Annotated in this window: 16 protein-coding genes; 10 read left to right on the top strand and 6 right to left on the bottom strand. The window is 59.4% G+C overall.

Annotated features, from left to right (window positions below):
- From WH367_RS23430 to WH367_RS23420, 3 genes are all read right to left on the bottom strand, one after another.
- Positions 1–1577 (bottom strand): RHS repeat domain-containing protein (locus WH367_RS23430; protein WP_339537902.1); only part of this gene is annotated, 1577 nt, incomplete at its 3' end.
- A 27-nt stretch (positions 1578–1604) separates the two neighbouring features.
- Complete coding sequence (locus WH367_RS23425; protein WP_339537901.1) at positions 1605–1859, bottom strand: hypothetical protein; 255 nt, start codon at positions 1857–1859, stop codon at positions 1605–1607.
- 8 nt (positions 1860–1867) lie between these two features.
- Positions 1868–4033: a type VI secretion system Vgr family protein gene (locus tag WH367_RS23420; protein WP_339537900.1), complete on the bottom strand. Its 2166-nt coding sequence runs from the start codon at positions 4031–4033 to the stop codon at positions 1868–1870.
- Positions 4034–4263: 230 nt separating this feature from the next.
- Between WH367_RS23420 and tssB the strand changes: the two genes are divergently transcribed.
- The 7 genes from tssB to tssG all read left to right on the top strand — a co-directional run bounded on the left by tssB (position 4264) and on the right by tssG (position 11317).
- The gene (gene tssB, locus WH367_RS23415; protein ID WP_339519616.1) at positions 4264–4824 is read left to right on the top strand and encodes a type VI secretion system contractile sheath small subunit; all 561 of its coding nucleotides are present in this window, start codon (positions 4264–4266) and stop codon (positions 4822–4824) included.
- A 38-nt stretch (positions 4825–4862) separates the two neighbouring features.
- Entirely contained in the window at positions 4863–6362 is a 1500-nt protein-coding gene (tssC, locus tag WH367_RS23410; RefSeq protein WP_312989592.1) for a type VI secretion system contractile sheath large subunit, read from the top strand.
- Positions 6363–6406: 44 nt separating this feature from the next.
- On the top strand, positions 6407–6946 hold the full coding sequence (locus WH367_RS23405; protein WP_312989591.1) for an Hcp family type VI secretion system effector: 540 nt from the start codon (positions 6407–6409) through the stop codon (positions 6944–6946).
- A gap of 77 nt (positions 6947–7023) precedes the next feature.
- The gene (locus WH367_RS23400) at positions 7024–7806 is read left to right on the top strand and encodes a type VI secretion system accessory protein TagJ (RefSeq protein WP_339519613.1); all 783 of its coding nucleotides are present in this window, start codon (positions 7024–7026) and stop codon (positions 7804–7806) included.
- Positions 7807–7820: 14 nt separating this feature from the next.
- A complete protein-coding gene (gene tssE / locus WH367_RS23395) occupies positions 7821–8354 on the top strand; it encodes a type VI secretion system baseplate subunit TssE (protein WP_339537899.1) in 534 nt (177 codons plus the stop codon).
- On the top strand, positions 8354–10222 hold the full coding sequence (gene tssF / locus WH367_RS23390; RefSeq protein WP_339537898.1) for a type VI secretion system baseplate subunit TssF: 1869 nt from the start codon (positions 8354–8356) through the stop codon (positions 10220–10222). The genes tssE and tssF overlap by 1 nt, the downstream gene beginning before the upstream one ends.
- Before the next feature lie 21 nt (positions 10223–10243).
- Positions 10244–11317, top strand: coding sequence for a type VI secretion system baseplate subunit TssG (gene tssG / locus WH367_RS23385; protein WP_339537897.1), 1074 nt, complete (start codon positions 10244–10246; stop codon positions 11315–11317).
- A gap of 13 nt (positions 11318–11330) precedes the next feature.
- Here tssG and tssH read toward each other — a convergent pair whose 3' ends face one another.
- Positions 11331–14114: a type VI secretion system ATPase TssH gene (gene tssH / locus WH367_RS23380; protein ID WP_339537896.1), complete on the bottom strand. Its 2784-nt coding sequence runs from the start codon at positions 14112–14114 to the stop codon at positions 11331–11333.
- A gap of 243 nt (positions 14115–14357) precedes the next feature.
- On the opposite strand from tssH, the gene tssA reads away from it, so the two are divergent.
- The 3 genes from tssA to WH367_RS23365 are packed head-to-tail and all read left to right on the top strand — an operon-like array spanning position 14358 to position 18420.
- Positions 14358–15389: a type VI secretion system protein TssA gene (gene tssA, locus WH367_RS23375; protein WP_339519607.1), complete on the top strand. Its 1032-nt coding sequence runs from the start codon at positions 14358–14360 to the stop codon at positions 15387–15389.
- A 38-nt stretch (positions 15390–15427) separates the two neighbouring features.
- Positions 15428–17632, top strand: a complete 2205-nt coding sequence (tagH, locus tag WH367_RS23370) for a type VI secretion system-associated FHA domain protein TagH (protein ID WP_339537895.1) — start codon at positions 15428–15430, stop codon at positions 17630–17632.
- Positions 17629–18420, top strand: a complete 792-nt coding sequence (locus WH367_RS23365; protein ID WP_339537894.1) for a PP2C family protein-serine/threonine phosphatase — start codon at positions 17629–17631, stop codon at positions 18418–18420. Before tagH ends, WH367_RS23365 begins: the two co-directional genes overlap by 4 nt.
- A 62-nt stretch (positions 18421–18482) precedes the next feature.
- Here the strand turns inward: WH367_RS23365 and WH367_RS23360 are convergent, their stop codons facing one another.
- On the bottom strand, positions 18483–19967 hold the full coding sequence (locus WH367_RS23360) for a sensor histidine kinase (RefSeq protein ID WP_339537893.1): 1485 nt from the start codon (positions 19965–19967) through the stop codon (positions 18483–18485).
- Complete coding sequence (locus WH367_RS23355) at positions 19964–20674, bottom strand: response regulator transcription factor (protein ID WP_021024975.1); 711 nt, start codon at positions 20672–20674, stop codon at positions 19964–19966. The genes WH367_RS23360 and WH367_RS23355 overlap by 4 nt, the downstream gene beginning before the upstream one ends.
- Between the last annotated feature and the right edge of the window lie 76 nt (positions 20675–20750).

The raw sequence follows: 20750 nt of genomic DNA, 5'->3' as shown, positions 1-20750 counted from the left end.
CCCGGGCCCTGGGTGGACAGGAGCTGGCCCAGGGGGCTCACCTGCATGCTGACTCTGCGGCCCAGCGGGTCGGTCACGCTGGTCAGGTGGCCAAACTGGTTGTAGCTGCGCTGCACCGTGCTGCCATCCGCTCTTTGGTGTTCTACGAGGCGCGCCAGGCCCGCCTCGCCTTGGAAGATGTAGCGGTCTACGCGGCCCAGGCTGTCGGTGACCACGCAGGCCCTGCGCGGCTGGCCGTTCGCTTCGGGGAGCACCTGGTAGGCAAACTGGTAGTCCAGGCCTTCCTGGTTGCGCTGGGCAATCGCCTGGCCGCCCGGTTCATAACGGTCGTAGGCGTAGTGGTGTTCGGGGCCGCTGCGCTCTTGGTGAAAGACCATCAAATGGTTGCGCCAGGCAAAGCGGCGGGTGACCTGGCCGTGGCGGTCTTGCACCTGAAGCAAATCACCCTGGGCGCTGTAGCTGTAGTGCACCAGGGTGATGGTTTGGGGGAGGGATTCTGTGTGTTCGGTGGCGGAAGGGTCGCGGGCGAGGCGGATGCTGGTTAGGCGCACGCCGCTGTCGGCCTGCCAGAAGAAGTGGCTGCCTTGAGTGCCATCCTTGTGCCGGTAATGCTGGGCATCCTGGGCGGGCAGGATTTGCTGGTAGTGCAGTTGGTAGTGGCGGCCCACGCCATCGTCAATGCCGGTGATGCGTTCCTGGCCCAGCACCTTTGACCAGTGGTAGCGCTGTTTGCGGTCCAGGCGGTCTATCTTGCCCAGCAAGATCCAGTTTGGGTCAGGATCGGGTGCAGATGAAGGAACTGCTGCCGTCTTCGCCTTCGCCGCATTGCCCGTAGCCGCATCCGCCTGCGCGGCCGCACGCGCCGCTTCGATCTGCTGCCAGTTGGCCGGCGCAAACACCCAGACGGTGTCGCCGTTGCCCGTCGAGGCAAAGACCAGCAGATCACTGCAAGCCATATCGCGCCGAATCCAGGCAAAGCGGCCTTGCCACCATAGCGGGGCTTGGCCCGGGAGCTGCTTTGCGTTTGCGTTTGCGCTGTGCGGTGCCTCTGCACTGAATCTTGCAGCCCCCGTCATCGCTGCCAACTCCTGCGAAAGCCCACCGGCGTGCATGCCTGAGCGCAGCAGCCAGATATCTTCGCTCGCGCTGTAGATCGACTCGCCCGGCGCCAGCGCATCAAAGGTGATGGTGCGGCCCTGGCTGTCGTGCAGCAAGGTGGCGCTTGCCTGCATGGAGAGGCGCAGCTCCATCGGCAGGCCCCAGCCGTAACCGAGCATGCCGCAGTAGCCGCCTTGCTCGGCATTGACGTAGCTGCTGTACTGGCGCTGCCAGACGAGCGGCATGGCGCCGGGCAACGCAAAGTCCAGGTCAGAAGCGCCGGACAGGACCTTGGCGCCTAGCTGCGGGTTGACGGGGTTGCCGACGGCCTTGCCACTATCTTTACTCTCTGCCTTGCCGCCCGGGCAAACCGAGCAAGCCACCCCGCCTTGGGTGCCGATCAGGACCGTGCGCGAGCCCGTGACGATGCGTGCGTATTTGACCTTGTCATCGATGCGGGCTGCGGGTTTTCCTGTCATGTTTTGCTTCCTGTGATTTCTTAAAACTTATAAAAGGCAGGCGCGCTTGGCGCCACCCAGGCCATACAGTCCCTTGGCAACTACTTCGATAACGCTGCCTTTGCTGATGTCCATGTAGAGTTGATTGCCGGTCGCCCCAAAGGCACCGTGCTCCAACAGATCACCCAGATCGGGAACACAAGCGTCGAAAATTTCGAAGACGGCATATTGGTCGCTGTCTTCAAGTCTGGCTGCGTACATGCCTCTGTCGACATGCGCGAGCTCCACGATCGCTTTTGTCATGCTTGGCCTTAAGGTTTGCAGTTGAGATAAATCATGCTGGCCAGCTCTTGGATCATCTTGGGCGTCAGCGTGATGCTGCTGTCCTTGCAGACCAGCAAGATTTCTTCCGTGGCATTGAGCACAATGCGTTTGGCGCTGACCTCCTGGGTTTCCTCCACCTTGACCGTGTCGCTTTTGACCGTGGTGGTGCGAGGCCCATTGACAACCTCGGTCTTGTCCACCAGGCTGACTTCGACCCGTTTGCCACCGACAATGGAGCTATGGAACAGGCCTACGTTTTCGGAATGGACCATGCCCACGTTGAAGGTCGAGAGCATGCCCACCTTCTCCATACGAATCTGGCCGACGGTGATGTCCCACTTCTTTTTGATGACGTCGGTCTCGTTCTTGTCGATGGTTTTTTTGCGGTTTTGGTGAACCGTCAGCGTTTCATCGAGATCCACCTCTTCCTTGCGCCAGCCGTGCACATTGATCTTCTCGTTACGGTCTACGACCTCGCTGCGGTCTCGGTGGATGGTGTTGAACTCGTCGCGATCAATGACCTTGCGCCGGTCATTACCCACCCATTTGTCTTCGTCGTTCTCGACCTCGGTGAGCTGGTCCTTTTGTGCATGCAGCCATAGCTGCTCTTGACCCGCCTTGTCTTCAAAGCGCAGCGCGTTCGCATCACCCGGGCCGTTCTTTTCTCCGGCGCCGGCCGCCCCACCCTTGCTGGAATTGGTTTTGATGCCAGACTGGGTTTTGTTGGCCGGCAAGTCCCAGGGTGGCATCTGCATGGCGTTGTAGACGCGGCCGGTGATGATGGGGTAGTCCGGATCACCATTCAAGAAATCAACGATGACTTCTTGTCCGATGCGCGGTATGTGCATGCTTCCGTAGTTGGCACCCGCCCAGGTTTGGGAGACGCGTATCCAGCAGCTGGAGTTCTCATCAAAACTGCCATACCGGTCCCAGTGGAACTGCACTTTGACGCGGCCGTATTTGTCGGTGTAGATTTCTTCCCCTGCAGGGCCGGTGATGACAGCGGTTTGCGGGCCCGTGGTGCGGGGCTTTGGGGTGAGGCGCTGGCTTCGGTAAGCGGTGTTTTTGGGCACCACGGCAAAGCGGATGCGGTAGGTAGTTCCACTGTCCGCGCCACCTCGCTTGCCGCCACCCGAGCCCCCGGCACCATCGCTGCGGCGCACGTTCTCCTCAAACCGGTAGTGCGCCGATTCGATGAGGTACTCCTTGTTCTGGTCCGCTCTGGGGTATTTGTTGAACGTGAAAAGATAGCCCGGCGCGATGTTGCGGGCGTTGCCCTCGCCCTGGGCTATTTCGCGTTGCGCCTTTTGTTGCTCGATGCGGATGCGCGCATAGTTCTCGCCATCCCCAAACTCGGTATAGCCACCGGGCCACTCGTAAAGTTCACGGCTGTCTTCGCTGTGACCTGCAGGCTGCTGCTGCCGGGTATCGAGCAAGGCTTTGGGCTTTTCAAAATCATAGTCATCGGCAGCAAAGTTGCCCGAGGCGATGTCTTCTGCAAACGACCAGCCATCAATGAAGTCTTCGTCATGCACATGCGCGGCCCGCGTTTCTGGATAGTATGAAAGCGTGCTCGGGCCGTTTGGCAAAGGACTGTGGCCGCCGATATCGTCGGCCAGCACCAGTGTGTGGCTGCCCTGGCTGTGGCTGAAGTAGTAGTAGCCGCCTTCCAGCTCCAGCAGGCGCGAGACGAAGTTGAAATCACTCTCACCGTACTGGACGATATAGGGCCACTCCCGGTACGCGCCTGTCAGCTTGTCCTCGATGGAGAAGCCATATTTGCCCAGCACCTCCTTGATGATGTCCGGGGCCTTTCTGAACTGGAAGATCTTGAAGTCTGAGCGCCGTGTGGCATGCCACAGCCATGGACGCAGGATGCTCTCGTACAGGTAGTAGTCGCCGTCGCGCCCCACGTAGGTGAACTGGGTCACCTGCCCGGAGATGAACCGCTTGCCCCGACCGTTCTTCTCTGTGGTGAGATCAACTTCAACGCTCATGTCCTTGCCCAGCAAGCTCTTGGCATCGATGAACGCGCTTTGACTCAACAGACGTACACGAAACCCGAACAGACGCGACATCTGCTCTGTCCCCTCCATCGAGCGAAATTCCAATTGATCGCCCAGTGGGCTGTGGACGACGAAAGTGCGGTTCATGTACCCAGACTCCTCAAAGCTTTGCTATCCATTTCTTCGGCCTCTTGCGTCGCGTGCTGCTCAGCGAGGCCACAAAAAGTTCAGTCAATGATAGTCAAAAAGTTTTGAAAAACTGTTGACGATAGACGACGTTTAAATTGCAATTTTTAAGTAAACTAATGAACATTGCAACATCAATCACCAATAGCTATCGATAGTTTTTGGTCGATCTATCACTGCGGAGCTACGGTATGACAACGAGCATGAACATCAAGCAGCGCCTGGCTGCACGGGGCAAAAGCGGACAAAAATTCATTGCGCGCAATCGCGCTCCGCGCGTTCAGATCGAGTACGACGTGGAGGTCTACGGGTCTGAGAAAAAAATTCAGCTGCCCTTTGTCATGGGTGTGATGGCCGATCTATCTGGCAAGCCGGCAGAGCCTCTGCCGGAAATCGCTGATCGCAAGTTTCTCGAGATCGACGTCGATAACTTCGACAGCCGCATGAAGGCGATCAAGCCACGTGTGTCCTTTCAGGTGCCCAACACCCTCACGGGCGAAGGCAACATGGCCATCGACATCAGCTTTGACAGCATGGATGACTTCTCGCCCGATGCCGTCGCCAAAAAGGTGGACTCGCTCAGCAAGTTGCTGGAAGCGCGCACGCAGCTGGCCAATCTGCTGTCGTACATGGATGGCAAGTCTGGTGCCGAAGACCTGATTGCCAAGGTGCTGGCCGATCCAGCGCTGATGAAAGCGCTCTCTTCCACCCCGAACCTGCCCCCTGATACGCCAGCCAACCAAGCGCAATAAACAAAGCTGCATAGCCGCACAGAATGAGAGGACGAAGTATGGCGATCACTGAAAAGCAAGGCCTGGACCAGACCGTCGTGTTGGAGAGCAATGAATTTGCAGCACTGCTCAGCAAGGAGTTCAAGCCCAAGACAGACCAAGCACAAGAGGCGGTGGTGTCGGCAGTGCGAACCCTGGCCGAGCACGCATTGGCCAACACCAACATCATCTCTGGCGATGCGTACCGGACCGTCGAAGGAATGATCGCCGAGATCGATAGAAAGCTCTCCGAGCAGATCAACCAGATCATTCACCACGCAGATTTCCAGCGTCTGGAAGGAAGCTGGCGCGGCCTGCACTACCTGGTGAACAACACCGAGACGGATGAGACGCTGAAGATTCAGGTCATCAATATCAGCAAGAAGGAACTGGGCAGAACGCTACAGCGCCACAAAGGCATTTTGTGGGATCAGAGCCCCATCTTCAAGAAGGTGTATGAGGCCGAGTACGGCCAGTTCGGTGGTGAGCCGTTTGGCTGCCTGGTAGGCGATTACTTTTTTGACCACAATCCCCAGGACGTCGCACTGTTGACCGAGATGTCCAAGATTGCGGCTTCTGCACATTGCCCGTTTATATCTGGCGCAGATTCCAGCCTGATGCAGATGGAATCGTGGCAGGAGCTCGCCAATCCCCGCGACCTGACCAAGATTTTTGGCAATACCGAGTACATCAAATGGCGCGCCCTGCGAGATTCCGACGACGCGCGCTACCTCGGCTTGACCATGCCGCGCTACCTGGCGCGCCTGCCCTACAGCAGCAAAGACAATCCGGTGGACGGGTTCGACTTTGAAGAAGACACCGCAGGGGCCAGCCACAATAATTTCTGCTGGTCGAACTCCGCCTATGCGATGGCGACCAACATCAATCGCTCGTTCAAGTACTACGGTTGGTGCACCTCCATTCGCGGTGTGGAATCTGGCGGCATTGTGGAAGATCTGCCCGTCCATATCTTCCCAAGCGACGACGGCGGCGTGGACATCAAATGCCCCACCGAGATTGCCATCAGTGACCGGCGCGAAGCGGAGCTGGCCAAGAACGGCCTGATGCCCCTGGTCTACCGCAAGAACAGTGATGTAGCGGCCTTCATTGGCGCCCAGTCCCTGCAAAAGCCTGCTGAATACTACGACGCGGATGCCACAGCCAATGCCAATCTGTCTGCACGGCTGCCCTACCTGTTTGCCTGCTGCCGGTTTGCGCACTACCTCAAGTGTATCGTGCGCGACAAGATTGGCTCCTTCAAGGAGCGCCACGATGTGGAGCGCTGGCTCAACAACTGGATCATGAACTATGTCGATGGTGATCCGGCCAACTCTTCCGAAGGCATCAAAGCGATGAAGCCTTTGGCAGCCGCCGAAGTGATTGTGGAAGAGATTGAAGACAACCCCGGCTACTACACCGCCAAGTTCTTCTTGCGCCCCCACTACCAGCTCGAAGGCCTCACCGTCTCCTTGAGGCTGGTATCCAAGCTGCCGTCCGTCAAACAGGCAGCAACCCAATAATTTTCCCACTAGCAGTTATTAACCAAAGTATTGGAGGTTGAGAGATGGCCATTAATCGTTTGAACAGCCCAGTTGCCAATGTCGCGCCAGAGCAGCGCCTGGGCGGTATTGTTGATATTTATTGCAAGATCGATGGTGTGGATGGAGAGTCGCAAGACGCCAAGCACCAGGGATGGATCCATGTCGAAGCGCTTGCGGGCGGCGTCGCCAATGCCGGTGCCTTTGCCTACGGCGGTGGCGGTGGCTCGGGCAAGGCCCAGTGGCAAGACATCACCATTCGCGGCAAGTTTGACAAGTGCTTTGCCACCTTGATGCAAAAGTGTGCGACCGGTGAACACATCGGAAAAGTCGAGATCTCCGCATGCAAGGCGGGCGGCGAACAGCAAGAGTTCCTCAACATCAAGATGGAAGACGTGATCATCTCGTCTCTGAATCTCTCTGGTGCTGAATCGACTGAACCCATGTTCGACTGCGGCTTCAACTTTGCCAAGGTCACCGTCACCGGCAAGGGCCAGGACAGCAAGGGCAGCATGGGTGGCGCGGTCACCGCGGGCTACAACGTCAAGCTCAACCAAAAGGTCTGAGCAGCTGGCACGCGCGCTCAATGGAGGGGCTATATGCCCCTCTTTTTCTTATCCTGTCTCCCCTATCCATCCCCACCATGTCCGAACTATCGCTTGTAGAAAAAGTCTCGCAGGTTCAGGGTGCCATCCGCCAAACGCCCTCTGACGACAAGCTACGCATCCATCTTTTTCAGCTGTATGTTCAACAGGGTTGGTGGCAAAAGGCCTTGGCACAACTGCAGGTAGCAGCTCAGTTGAACGCGTCGCACAAGATGATGGCGCAAGCCTATCGCCTCGCCATCCGCGCAGAAATGGTGCGTGAAGAGGTATTCAAGGGGAAAAAATCACCCCATGTGCTGGGCCAACCGCTGCAGTGGATCAGCTACCTGATCGAGGCGCTGCAAGCAGATGGCCAAGGCCATTCTCAGCAAGCGCTGGAACTTCGGCTGCAAGCCCTTGACCAGGCAAGCGCGGTGGCCGGCCGGCTCGATGACCAGCCTTTTGGCTGGATTGCTGACACCGATTCCCGCTTAGGTCCGGTGCTGGAGGTGTTTGTCAATGGCGACTACTACTGGCTGCCATTTGAAGCCATCCGAGACATCACGATTGACGCCCCCGTTGACCTCCGCGACCTGGTCTGGCTCCCCGCGCAGATCACCCTGGTCAATGAGGGGCACCACGCCATGCTGCTGCCAACGCGGTACCCACTGCTGGACGGGCAGGCAGAAGATGGGCATCTGCAGTCCAGAGCGTCGACCTGGACGCCCATGGAGGGCGATCTTCTGCGTGGACAGGGGGTCAAGGTCCTGACCACAGACACCAGTGATGCCTCACTTTTGGATACGCGCGCCATCCATCTCGACAGCGCCCCAGAGGACTGAGAGCGGTTCAATCTATGCGCCAGGACGACCCCTCGCTTCCCAGCCACGGCAATGCCGACAACCTGCTTCCGACGCTTTTGGATCGGCTCACCGACCACGCGCCCCAGCGTCAGAACGACACGCTGTCGGAGATAGTTGTCTCTCGCAAACAACTGCGCCAGATTATTTTGCGTGACCTGTCCTGGCTGCTGAATGCCACCAACACCGATTCGGATGCCGCATTTCAAGAGTTCCCACAGGTCCGGCAATCGACGCTCAACTATGGGCTGCCGGCGTTCTCAGGCAAGCGCGCATCCGATGTCAAACTCGGTGAGCTCGAAGATGAGATGCGCAGTGCCATCGCATTATTTGAACCCCGTGTGATGACCAGTACCCTCGCTGTGCGGGCCATTGTGTCTTCAGACAATGAGGCGGCCCACAACACCGTGGTGTTTGAGATTCGCGGCCAGATCTGGGCCTATCCCTACCCGATTGAGATGCTGCTTAAATCAAGTATCGATCTGGAGACCGGCTCGGTATCGCTGCTGGATCAATTAGGAGACAACTGATGGATCCCCGCCTGCTCGATTACTACAACCGCGAGCTGTCCTATATGCGCGAGCTGGGACAAGAGTTTGCGCAAGAACACCCCAAAATCGCAGGGCGTCTTGGCATCAAGGGGACCGACATTGCGGACCCGTTTGTCGAGCGCCTCCTGGAGAGCTTTGCGCTGCTGACCGGCCGCATCCAGTTGAAGATGGATGCGGAGTTCCCCCGGTTTTCCCAGCGCCTGCTCGAACTGATCTACCCCCACTATCTGGCGCCAACGCCCGCCATGGGCATTGTGCGCATGCACCCGGGCAAGGCCGATAGCGGACTTACTGGGCCCTTTTTGGTGCCTCGCCATACGCTCCTTAGGGCACCCGTCTCTCCAGGCCAGGTAACGGCGTGCCAGTTTCGAACTGCGCATGATGTTGAGCTGCTCCCCATTGCCATCGAGCAGGCTTGGATGGAGGGCAGCGCCAGCGACGTGCGCATTCCCCACAGCAACAAAAAGGTGGCCAGCAGTTTGCACCTGGCACTCGGCAGCACGGACGGGCGGCCAATGAGCCAATCGGGCTTTGACCGGCTACCCATCTATATTGGCGGCCCCTTGGAGCGAGCACTCTTGGTATTGGAGCTCATCTGTGGCCGCAGGGCCGGCGCGGCCCTTCAGTGGAACGAGGGCGGTCAAGCGCAACAAGTCTGGCTGTCGCCAGCACAGATCGAAGGCATGGGGTTTGAAGCGCAGGAGGCACTGATTCCCTATGGCTCGCAAGGATTCAGCGGCTATCGCATGCTGCAAGAATTCTTCGCCTGCCCGGATCGTTACCGGTTCTTCAATATCAAGGGCCTGGCCCCGCTTCTAGCTCGGGTGGCAGCCACACAGTTCAGGCTCGTTTTCTATTTTGACCGCAGCGCCACGGCGCTGGAAAAAGTCGTCGATGTAGATAGCTTTCAGCTGTTTTGCACCCCCGTCATCAACCTTTTTCCCAAGCGCGGGGACCGCATCGACATATCGATGGCCCACTACGAGCACCACCTGGTGGGCGACAGGACACGGCCGCTGGACTATGAGGTCTATTCGGTATCGGCGATACATGGCTTCTCCGCCGACAACACAGAAGTCCAGACTTTTCTGCCCATTTATGAAACGCTGGGTGCGCTCCAGCAGTCCCATGCGCAGGCCTATTTTTCGCTGCGAAGAGAACCTCGCAAACTCTCGGAAATCGGAAAAAGGCATGGCCCACGCACAGGCTATACAGGCAGCGAGGTCTTTGCACAGCTCGTCGACCGACAAGACACGCCCTACCCGCACGCACTCCACCGGATTGCGCCAGACATGCTGTGCACCAACAGGGATTTGGCATTGCTGATCAGCGCATCGGGAGAGCGTCAACTGCAGTTGACGGTGTCAGCACCGGTAAAACAAGTGGAGCTCTTGACAAGTCTGAGCAGGCCCACGCCTGCCATCGCCGAGATGCGCGCGACATGGCGGCTGCTCAGCCACCTGCAGCTGAACTTCCAGACCCTGACCGATTCCAGTCCGGAGGAAGGGGCCAAAGTCATGCGTGAGTTGCTGAACCTGTATGCACTGTTGAGCCAGCAGGAAGGCGTGCAGCAAGCCGACTCCGTCTCGTCCATGCGCGTCTCTCCCATGCATGTCAGGGTGCTCCAGCCTGGCCCTATTCTCTTTGGCCGCGGTGTCGACATCCAGGTGGTGATCGACCAGTCCAAATTTGGTGGCAGCAGCCCTTGGCTGTTTGGTGCGGTGCTCGAGAGATTTCTCTCTCGCCATGTCAGCATCAACTGCGCCACGCGCTTGAAGCTAGACACGCTGCAGCATGGCCCCTTTGCCACCTGGCCGGCTCGCATGGGCCTGCGGCCCAACGCATAAGCATTACCGCCAGCGTCCGATATGGCTCCTTCGCAAAAACCACCAATGCCTGCAACTGGCAAACCCGGTAGCCTTGAACGCATCCTGGACAGGAATAGGCAATCCCCGGAGTCGCTGGACCTGTTTGCGCTGCTCAGGCATATCGATGCCCGCAGCGACGGGGCCAGACTGGGCTACTCCCTCATACCGCGTGAGGATGGGGTGCGGCTGGGCCAGAATCCCTCGACCCTGTTTGCACCCTCGACCATTTTCAGTATCGACAACCCCAGGCGCAACCAGCGCCCGGTCATCAAGATACTGAGCTTTGGTGTATTTGGCCCCAACGGAGGCTTGCCGCTGCACCTGACCGAATATGTACGCGAGCGCCTGCATAACCACCAAGACAGCTCGCCAGCAGATTTCATCGACATCTTCCACCATCGCCTCATCTCGCTCTTCTACCGGGCCTGGGCGGATTCACAATCCATCGTTCAGCTGGACCAACCGGGTATCGATAAATTCAGCTTTTATGCAGGCGCCTTGATCGGCATGGGATTTGAAGGCAGCTGGCAGCGAAACACCGTAGAAGACCATGCCAAGCTCCATGCGGCCGGCCACCTGGTGCGCTTGACCAGAAACCCCGAAGGTCTGGAAAACCTGCTGGCCCACTACTTTGGTACGCCAGCGCAGATCACAGAATTCAGAAGCAACTGGATTTGCATCGACAACAGCGAGCAAACGCGCCTGTGCGCCTCAGGCATGAACAACCAGCTGGGCCTGAACGCCGTTTCCGGGGCCAAAATACAAGATGTGCAAAGCAGATTTCGGATTGCGTTGGGCGCTATGCCGCTGGCTCTTTACGAGCGTTTTTTGCCCAGGCATCGCGGCAGTGCGCAAATCCGAGATTGGGTGCGGGACTACATCGGCATCGAAATGGATTGGGATCTGCAATTGCTTCTGGCCGCGAAGGAAGTCCCGCCATCCACCCTTGGGGGGCCTACGCGCCTGGGATGGACGACCTGGCTTGGGCAGCGAACATCCCAGCAGCCGGCCGATGAGCTGTGCCTGAACCCCGAAAAAGATGCCAACCGATTCGTCAGGCGCAAGCCCGCCTGACGAATCCCAAGCCTTAGTCAAACTGCAGCATCAGCCCTTGGTCAGTGGCAGCCACCAGCTGCACATCAGACAGCGTTTGCCCGTTCATGGTGCGGCTCAGCACTTCTTTGCTGATACCCGCCAGGACGCTGGCAGAGAGAATGGCATCGACCATCCGGCCTCCTGACTCGATATCGGAGACCCGCTCAATAATGGCTTGCACAGCATCCTCTTGCCAGTGGAAGTGTGTGCCATGGTTGTTGCGCATGCGAGACCGGATTCGTTCGAGCTTGAGCTCTACGATCTTCGCCATCACATCGGCGGCCAGCGGAAAATAAGGCACCACGGTCATGCGCCCCAGGAACGCGGCGGGAAATACCTTGAGCAAAGGCTCTCGCATCGAACTGGCGAGCACATGGGCTGGCGGCACCAGATCCGGATCACTGCACATGCTCATGATCAGCTCAGACCCCACGTTCGACGTCAGAATGATGACCGTGTTCTTGAAATCAATCAGGCGGCCTTCGCCATCTTCCATAAAGCCCTTGTCAAAAACCTGGAAGAAGATCTCGTGCACGTCCGGGTGGGCTTTCTCGATTTCATCGAGCAGCACTACGCTATAGGGCTTGCGGCGGACGGCTTCCGTCAGCACACCGCCTTCTCCGTAACCCACATAGCCCGGGGGAGCACCTTTGAGGGTGGAGACGGTGTGGGCCTCCTGGAACTCACTCATGTTGATGGTGATCATGTTTTGCTCACCTCCGTACAAGGACTCGGCGAGCGCCAGGGCCGTTTCCGTCTTGCCCACGCCGCTTGGGCCCACCAACATGAACACACCAATCGGCTTGGAGCTGTCTTCCACTCTGGCGCGAGAGATTTGAATCCGCTGGGCGATGGTCTCCAAGCTATGGCCCTGCCCCACCACGCGTTTGCCCAAGGTATCAGCCAAGGCCAGCACGGCAGCGATTTCGTCCTTGACCATTCGGCCAACGGGTATGCCGGTCCACTCCGACACCACGGTTGCCACCGCTTGCGCATCGACAGCAGGTAACACCAAAGGCTGGTCCCCTTGCAGTTGACAGAGTGCAGCCTGGGCTTGTTCAAGCTGATGCACCAGGTCAAGACGCTCTGCCTCCGTTAGGGCTGGCACGGCGAACGCGTCTGCGTCCTGCAGATTCACGCCCTCGAGCGCAGCCGGTGGTTGGCTAAAGAGGCTCGCACCAGAGGCCTCTGATGGCGGCAACGGGATGGGCGATAAGCTGCCCAAAGCCGCCTTCTGGTTGAGTTTCTTGCGCAGGTCAAAGATCTGGTAGACGAGTAAATGCTCTTCAGTCCAGCGCTTTTGATGCGCTTGGAGCGATGCTTGCAAGGCATTGATCTGGGCTTCAATGGATAGCGCACGCTCCGCATGGCCAATGCCAATGGACTGCTCACGCATCAAAATCTCGCGCTCCGTGCTCAGCAAACCCATCTGCCGCTCGATCGCTTCAATACGCATCGGCGTCGCATGCTGCGTCAGCGATACACGGGCACAGGCGGTATCGAGCAAGCTGACGGCTTTGTCAGGGAGCTGGCGCGCAGGGATATAGCGATGCGACAACTGCACCGCAGCGTCCAGCGCCTCATCCAGAATCAGTACCTTGTGGTGCAGCTCCATTTGTGCGGTCATGCCTCGTAGCATGGCGACCGCCTTGTCCTCTGAGGGCTCCTGGATCTGCACCACCTGGAATCGGCGTGTCAGCGCAGGATCTTTTTCGATGTATTTTTTGTACTCTGCCCAGGTCGTGGCGCCAATGGTCCTCAGATTGCCACGCGCCAACGCCGGCTTGAGCAGGTTGGCTGCATCCCCCGTTCCCTGGGCGCCACCTGCGCCGACCAGGGTATGCACTTCATCGATGAAGAGAATGATCTTGTTGGCACTTGACTGGACCTCGTCGATGACTTGGCGAAGCCGCTGTTCAAACTCACCTTTCATGCTCGCTCCGGCTTGCAACAGCCCCACATCCAGCGTGTAGACCGCAACATCGCGCAGCGGCGGAGGAACATCGCCTGCGGCCACACGGGCGGCAAAGCCTTCGACAACTGCCGTCTTGCCCACACCTGCCTCACCCGTCAGCAGCGGATTGTTCTGGCGCCGGCGCAGCAAGATGTCCATGATCTGACGAATTTCATCGTCTCGCCCAGTGACCGGGTCCAGCTTGCCCTCCAGCGCCTTGGCCGTCAGGTTCAGCGCGTATTTTTTGAGCGCACTGCCTTTTTGGCTGGCGCCGCTGACCGCCTGGCTCGCCTCTCCGGGCTGCGCATGCCCATCACCCGCGCCTTCATTCACCGACAGCGCATCTTCGGGAGAGCCCTTGATCCACTGCAGCAAGCCTTCCGCCACCTGGTCTGGCTGCAGCTTGCGGAACTCGGGCGACATGCGGTGCAAGACTGCACGCAGCTGCGTTGTTTTGAGAATGCCGACCAGCAAGTAGCCACTGCGAATGACCTCATCGCCATAGAGCAAGGTCGAATAGATCCAAGAGCGCTCAATGGCCAAGTCAATATGCTCCGAAAAATCGACGATGGCCGTGGCACCTCGGGGAAGCCGATCGAGTTCGGCCACGATATCTTTTTCCAAAGCCGCAGTGTTCACATGGAAGTGCTTTAGCAAGCGGCGAAAGTCAGAATCCTGGTCCTGTTGGATTTGTTGAATCCAATGCACCAGCTCGACATAGGGATTGCCTCTTATTTTGCAGGCAACCGTGGCAGCTTCAGCCGCCCCGAATAACTGCTTATTCAACTTCCCAAACAGATGGCTACGGCTGATTTCCGACATTTCGGCTCCTCAAGAAAAAGGTCATGCGATGAATAGCGCTCCGACCTATGGGCCAGATGACTTTGCGTCCAAGCCCAAGACCGAAGCGTGCTTTCTGACAGGTAGCGCTGCGCTGCACCGGACCGCAGCGATCCATCCATTGCACAAACAATTAATAACAACTATTGATTTATTTACAACAATCCAAAACAGCTATCATAGTCGAAACTATGCACTCAAACGCGCAAGACGGGAGCACGGACAGTGGAAGATTTCAAAGTGGATGTCGATTGGGCTGCACCTATTTCTGACAGGGAGCCTGCAGGAAAGAACGCCGAATTCGACACCAGCTACGCAGAACTTGAGACGGCCGTGCTTGTCAGCCCCGAGCAACAGTACGGTGACATGGTCATCGCCGCCAAAGATCCAGACTGGCAACAGGTACTGAAACTGGCGACCACCCTCTCTGCGGAAACCAAAGATCTGAGGGTGATGCTGTGGATGACCCGTGCGTTGACGCGTATGCATGGGCTGCATGGCCTGCACTACGGACTGCAGTGCATCAATACGGTGTGTGAGCATTTCTGGCAGCAGCTGCATCCACAGCTGGAAATCGATGGCGAAGCCGATCCCCATATGCGCTACAGCGTGCTCAGCGATTTGGGCGATGTGGGCGCACTGGTTGCCGATATGCGCCAAAGCGTGCTGCTCCCCAGCCATCTTGGAGCGTTCAGCATCAAGGACCTGGAGCGGTTGATGGACAACGGCTCGCTGGAGGTCAATGGCGTTTCGGTGACGCAAACACAAATCGGCCAGATCGTTCAAGAGCAAGCCCAGTCCAACCGCGCTGAGCTGATTGGCATGCCAGCGCGGATCATCGGCGAAATTGGTGCGCTTCAACAGCGCTGCTTGCAAGAGCTTGGCAGCGAATACGAGCCCAACCTGCAGGCGCTGACGCGCCCGCTGGAAAAAATTCGCAGACTTCTCGACAGCTGCAGTGGCCCTGAGGAAACTTTGCTGCAGCCAAACCTAGATGCGGGCACCAACGAAGTCTCCACACCGGGCTCCATGGTGGTGGCCACCGGCCCTATTCAGTCGCGCAGGGACGCAGTGCGCCAGCTGGAGCTGGCTTGCCAGTACCTGGAGCAATACGAACCCACCAACCCTGCGCCACTGCTGGTTCGCCGCGCGATCAAGGTCATGGAGATGAGCTTCATGGACATCGTCAAAAACATGGCACCTGACGGTCTCAACCAGGCCATGTTCATTACTGGTGCTGAAGCTTCTGAAGACTGAGCGCACTTCAGGCTATGACTTTTTGAATGGGGTATGCCATGTTTTTGCAGTTAAGAGCCCATGTGGCCTATGCCAACGGTGCTGAAAATGTCGTGCACCATGTCTTTGACACGCAAGGGGGCACCATCGGCCGCGATCCGCATTGCCAGATGGTGCTGCAAGACCCGTATAGACGCATATCCCGCATCCAGGCCCAAATCGTTTTTGAGGGCGCGCAGTTCAGGCTGATCAATGCCAGCACGTCCAACCCCATCTATGTGGACGGACAGGAACTCAACCCGGGTGCTGCCAACGCAGTAGAAGCGGGGTCTTGCTGGCGCACGGGCAACTACGCAATTACCGTTGAGCACATCGGCGATGCGCCCCTCCCGGGCTCCGGCACCCAGCCACCCAACCATGGCATCCAGCAAGCACCTGCCCCGCTGGGCCACCAGGAAACGCCTGTGGAAATCGCCTTTGCATCCGAAGGAGGTCAAGGCCCTTTTGCCGATTTGTTAGCCCAGCCGGTAGAGCCACCGATAGCGCCGCCATCTGGCGCGGCAGAGCCGGATGCATCAGCAGACACTGCGCAGCATGCGCCCGCACCAACACCAGCCAGGCACGCCGAAGAAGCGCCAGCGCTACCGGCCTCCCTTCCCGATCCCTTCTCGGACGCGGACAAGCCAATACCACAAGCGCTCCCAAGACCGCCCGATACGATGTCACTGGGCACCGACCCGTTTGCCGACCTACTGGCGGCGCCCCTGAGCAGCCAGGTCGCTGCGGCGCCGTACCAACGCCAGCACGCCGGCATGATTCCGGAAGACTTCAATCCTCTGGCGCTCCAAGGCGTATCACCCCGCAACACAGCCGATCCGCTGGGCCAGATGGATAGCCCGGCCAGCTTTGGTGACATGTTCGCCGAGCAGACCGTGGACGCCAGCTTCCAGCCCAGCGAAGGCAATATTTCCGAGCTGACCCAAGACCCGCTCAATGGCAGGCAACACCAAGGGCTGGTCGACGCATCCCACACGCTCGACCCTTTGGAGCTGTTTGCCAAGCAGTCCGCCGACGCCATGCTCAACCCGGAAGCCATGTTCCAGGACCGGGCCAGTCCATCCCCGGCCTTGGCAGACCACCGAGTAGAGATGGGTGCGTATTTTCGCGCGCCTCGCGCCTATGACCCAAGCCCATCGCCGCCAGCTGCTGAGACAGCAGTGTTGCAAGATCCTGCGGCTGCACATGCAGACGAAGCGCAGACATCCTGCCCTGCTGCACCAGCCCTACTGGAGGGTGGTCTGGGCGGTGGCAACGTACTGGAACCGCTTTTCGACATCGCTTCGTCAAGCGCGGGCCTAGAAGCGCCAGCTGTGGAAAATGCCCTGCATGGTGGATCGGCCCTGGATGGGCAAGCGCCCACCGAAGAGCGCGGGCATTGCCATGCGCCGCCCGATCAGGCCCTCGCCATGGACTTGCGTGGCGTACTGCAGCACCCCAGGGCAGATACCGAAACCGCCGCAGCGACGGGACCTGCGGGCGACCCGCGCGTCAATTCAGCACCAGCGTATTCATCTGCAGCAGAGCCTGCCTCAGACATTCCAGCGCCCTCGGCCACAACACAAGCACAAGCACAAGCACCACAACCTAGCGAGCAGGCCGATGTGGCACAAGCGCTGTTGCTGGGCTTCAAAGCAGGTGCGGGGCTGAGCGAATGCCGGTATCCAGAGACACTGACACCGGAGCTGATGCATATCATCGGCAAGATGCTGGGCACCTCGGTACAAGGCTGCATGGACCTGCTGGGCTCGCGCGCGGCCGCCAAGCAAGAAGTCCGGGTATCGGTCACCCTGATCAATGCCGAAGCCAACAATCCTTTGAAGTTTCTACCCACCGCTGACTCCGCGCTGGCGCAGATCTTTGGCCCACGCATGCCCGGTTTTCAAGCGGGGCCGGAGGCCCTTGTAGACGCCTTTCAGGACTTGCGCAGCCACGAAATGGCCATGATGGCAGGCACCCAAGCCGCTGTGCGCGGGCTGCTCGACCGGTTTTCGCCAAGGCATTTCGACGAGCAGCTTCAGGCCCTGGGCCGCAACAAGACGCTGTTTGCCGCCCAGCGCCAGGCGCGCCTTTGGGAACTGTACTGCAGCCACTATGAGTGGCTCAAGGAAGAGATGAAAAATCAAAGCCCTACGGCATGGGGCAGCGAGTTTCTCAGCGCTTACCAAGCTGAGGCAGCGAACCACCATGAGGACCATTCCCAATGACCGGGCAAGCCCACCCATGCGCACAGTCATCCCTGGCGCTCGTACACCACTCCCTCAGCCACAAGGGGGACCGCAGCTACAACGAGGACGCCTATTGCCATGTCCGGGACAAACATGTCGTGTCCTTTGCGGTAGCTGATGGCATGGGCGGTGCCGCTGGTGGCGCCCAGGCATCACACCTGGCCATGCAGGCCGTCAGAGCCGCAGTCTTGACGCTTGACCCCGAGCAGTTCAGCGCGCAACTCCGGGCGATGTCGCAACGCATCCAGGATGAGCAACAAAGCAACCCCCGGCTCAGGCAGATGAGCACGACGGTGGTCGAATTGCGCATCGATACCTATGCCCAAAAGGCCGTCTGGGCCCACTGGGGCGACTCACGCATGTATTGGTTTCGTGCCACAGAGCTCATGGCCATGACGGTGGACCACAGCGTCGTGCAGAGCCTGGTCAGTGCGGGCCTGCTCTCGGCCCAAGAGGCCAGATCCTACCCCCAAAAAAATGTATTGCTGGGAGCCGTCGGCGCCAACAGCGAGGTCGGCCCAGACGTCCTTGCCGCACCGGTCGACGTAGCAAGCGGCGATGCATTTCTCTTGTGTACCGACGGTATCTGGAACTGCCTCGCACCTGAAGATATTGAGGCATCGTTGAAAAGGTCAGGCTCGGTGCAGGCCTGGGTCACCGATCTGATGGACCAGGTTGAGCGCGTAGGCCAAGGCAGCAACGACAATTTCACCGCCACTGGCGTGTGGATCACCAGTGATGGAGAGCAGACCCTGCTGTTGCGATAGGCCTGCTCAGCTGCTTCTGCATAGCATGGGCTTGGCCGTGGCGAAGCCCATGTCGCTATGCCCTAGCGCAAATAAAACCTAAACCGCGCCCCCACATCCCCTGCCCCGCTCAGCAGCTCAATCGAGCTGTCGTGCAACTGCAGAATGCGGTGCACGATCATCAGCCCCAAGCCACCAGAGCGGCCATCGCTGCGGCTGTGCATGCGGCTCAAGGTGGGGCGTTCGAACAGGCTGTCGCGCAGCGCGGGGGGGATGCCTGGGCCGGTGTCCTGCACCGTCACGCTGATGCGGCCCTGCTCTGCGGCACGCAGCTCCACCTGAATATCGCCGCCTGGCGGCGTGGCGCGGATGGCGTTGTCGATCAGGTTGACCAGCACGCGTTCGAGCATGCCCAGATCAGCGGTGACGGGGGGCAGATCCGGATCGATCACCGCGTGCAGGCGCTGTGCCTTGGCTTCGGCGGCCAGCTCGAACTTCTGGAACACGTCCTGCAGCAGATCGGGCAGAAAGAAGCGCTCGGGCTCGGGCTTGACCACGCCGTATTCCAGGCGCGCCAGCTCAAACAGTTTTTGCGCCAGATCACCGACCTTACGGCTTTGGTCCAGTGCAATGCCCAGGTAGCGGCGGCGCTCATCGGGCGACAGCACATCGGCCTTGATCTGCAAAGTCTCCAGATAGCCATGCAACGAGGTCAATGGCGTGCGCAGGTCGTGGGAGATATTGGCGAAGAGCTCGCGCCGCTGCTGGTCTTGGCTGCGCAGCTTTTGCCACTGCTCCCAGGTGCGTTGCGCCAGCTGTGCAAAGGCCTGGCTGAGCAACGCTATATCGGCTCCGCCATGGGCGGCTTTTTGCAGCTTGGCCTGCGCCTGGGGTAGGTCGGCCAGGCCATCGGTTTGCAGCTCTTGCACCGCGGCCGTCAGGCGACGCAGCGGCCGGGTGATCAGGCCAAAGGCCACAGCTGCCGCGACCGCGCCCAGCACCACCACGACCAGCAGCGACCACAGCAGTGTGCGCAGCGCGCCGTCGCTGCTCACGCGGGCAGCCAGGTTGTCACGGCCCTGACCTTGCAGGATCACATAGACATAGCCAGATCGCTGGCCGCCCTGCATCAAGGGCGCGGCGCTGAACACCTTGCGCTCGGTCATGCTGCGGGGATCGTCTCCCAGCACGGGCAGCGCCGCGCCGCTGAACAGGCGCTGCAAGGGCTCCAGATCAACCTTTTGGCGCAGTATCTTTTCTTGCGGCGCATCGTAGGCCTGGATGGCGCCGCTGTCGTCGAGCAGGTAGACCTCGACGCTCGGGTTGACCTGCATCAGCTTGCCAAACAGCTCGCGGCTGGCGCCGGCATTCAGGCCATCGGCACGCATCAGCTCCGGGTATCGAGCGATGCGTGCGGCCAAATCCTGCGACAGGCGCTGCACCACCTCTTGCTCGCGCTGATCCGACACCCGCATCTGCAGCCAGACCGTCGCCGCACTGCAGGCGAGCAGCAGCAGCACAAAGACCAGGGTCAGGCGCTGGGCCAAGGTGGTGGATGCGAGCCTCATGGCGTCTCCTCCGCCCATTTGTAGCCATGGCCCCATACCGTCAGAATGCGCTTGGGGCTGCCCGGATCGGCTTCGATCTTGGTTCGGAGGCGGTTGATATGGGTGTTGACCGTGTGCTCGTAGCCATCATGGCGGTAGCCCCAAACCTGGTTGAGCAGGTCAAACCGGGAAAACACCTTGCCGGGGTTGCGCACAAAAAAATGCAAGAGGTCAAACTCCCTCGGTGTCAGCTCCACCTGGGTGCCACCCAGCTTCACCTCGCGCGATATGGGGTCGATCTCCAGATGGCCGAGCACCAGCACACCCGCATCCAGCCGGGCGTTCTGCGCCAAGGCCTGGCTGCGGCGCAGCAGCGCGCGCACCCGCGCCACCAGCTCCAGCACCGAGAAGGGCTTGGCCAGGTAGTCGTCCGCGCCCAGCTCCAGCCCCAGGATGCGGTGCATCTCGCTGGAGCGGGCACTGGTGATGATGATGGGCACGTAATAGGCCATCGCGCGGGCACGCCGGCAGATCTCCAGGCCATCCACCCCGGGCAGCATCAAATCCAGCACCAATGCATCCCAACCGCCCCGCTCCAAGGCCTGCATGCCCGCGTCGCCATCGGCCATGTGCACCACCTCATAGCCTTCATCGCGCAGATGCAATTGCAGCAGCTCCGCGATGGGGGCATCGTCTTCGACGATCAAGATACGTTTGCTGGGGTTCATGCTGTCATTGTGCGGTACATGGGGCGGTCTGCTGGGATCGGCACTTGGCGGCAAACCCAGGCGCCACGCCCGCAAA

The sequence above is a fragment of the Comamonas sp. MYb21 genome, from assembly GCF_037479395.1.
Taxonomy (GTDB): Bacteria; Pseudomonadota; Gammaproteobacteria; order Burkholderiales; family Burkholderiaceae_C; genus Comamonas.
Note: the sequence above shows the minus strand (reverse complement) of the source record. Positions and strands in the feature narration are given on the sequence as shown.

Excerpts from the sequence above, each read along its gene's own strand:
- WH367_RS23405 (WP_312989591.1), top strand. The coding sequence starts at position 6,407 with ATGGCCATTAATCGTTTGAACAGCCCAGTTGCCAATGTCGCGCCAGAG.
- tssH (WP_339537896.1), bottom strand. The coding sequence starts at position 14,114 with ATGTCGGAAATCAGCCGTAGCCATCTGTTTGGGAAGTTGAATAAGCAG.
- WH367_RS23420 (WP_339537900.1), bottom strand. The coding sequence starts at position 4,033 with ATGAACCGCACTTTCGTCGTCCACAGCCCACTGGGCGATCAATTGGAA.
- tssE (WP_339537899.1), top strand. The coding sequence starts at position 7,821 with ATGCGCCAGGACGACCCCTCGCTTCCCAGCCACGGCAATGCCGACAAC.
- WH367_RS23355 (WP_021024975.1), bottom strand. The coding sequence starts at position 20,674 with ATGAACCCCAGCAAACGTATCTTGATCGTCGAAGACGATGCCCCCATC.
- WH367_RS23425 (WP_339537901.1), bottom strand. The coding sequence starts at position 1,859 with ATGACAAAAGCGATCGTGGAGCTCGCGCATGTCGACAGAGGCATGTAC.
- tagH (WP_339537895.1), top strand. The coding sequence starts at position 15,428 with ATGTTTTTGCAGTTAAGAGCCCATGTGGCCTATGCCAACGGTGCTGAA.
- tssG (WP_339537897.1), top strand. The coding sequence starts at position 10,244 with ATGGCTCCTTCGCAAAAACCACCAATGCCTGCAACTGGCAAACCCGGT.
- WH367_RS23400 (WP_339519613.1), top strand. The coding sequence starts at position 7,024 with ATGTCCGAACTATCGCTTGTAGAAAAAGTCTCGCAGGTTCAGGGTGCC.
- WH367_RS23365 (WP_339537894.1), top strand. The coding sequence starts at position 17,629 with ATGACCGGGCAAGCCCACCCATGCGCACAGTCATCCCTGGCGCTCGTA.
- WH367_RS23360 (WP_339537893.1), bottom strand. The coding sequence starts at position 19,967 with ATGAGGCTCGCATCCACCACCTTGGCCCAGCGCCTGACCCTGGTCTTT.
- tssF (WP_339537898.1), top strand. The coding sequence starts at position 8,354 with ATGGATCCCCGCCTGCTCGATTACTACAACCGCGAGCTGTCCTATATG.
- tssB (WP_339519616.1), top strand. The coding sequence starts at position 4,264 with ATGACAACGAGCATGAACATCAAGCAGCGCCTGGCTGCACGGGGCAAA.
- tssC (WP_312989592.1), top strand. The coding sequence starts at position 4,863 with ATGGCGATCACTGAAAAGCAAGGCCTGGACCAGACCGTCGTGTTGGAG.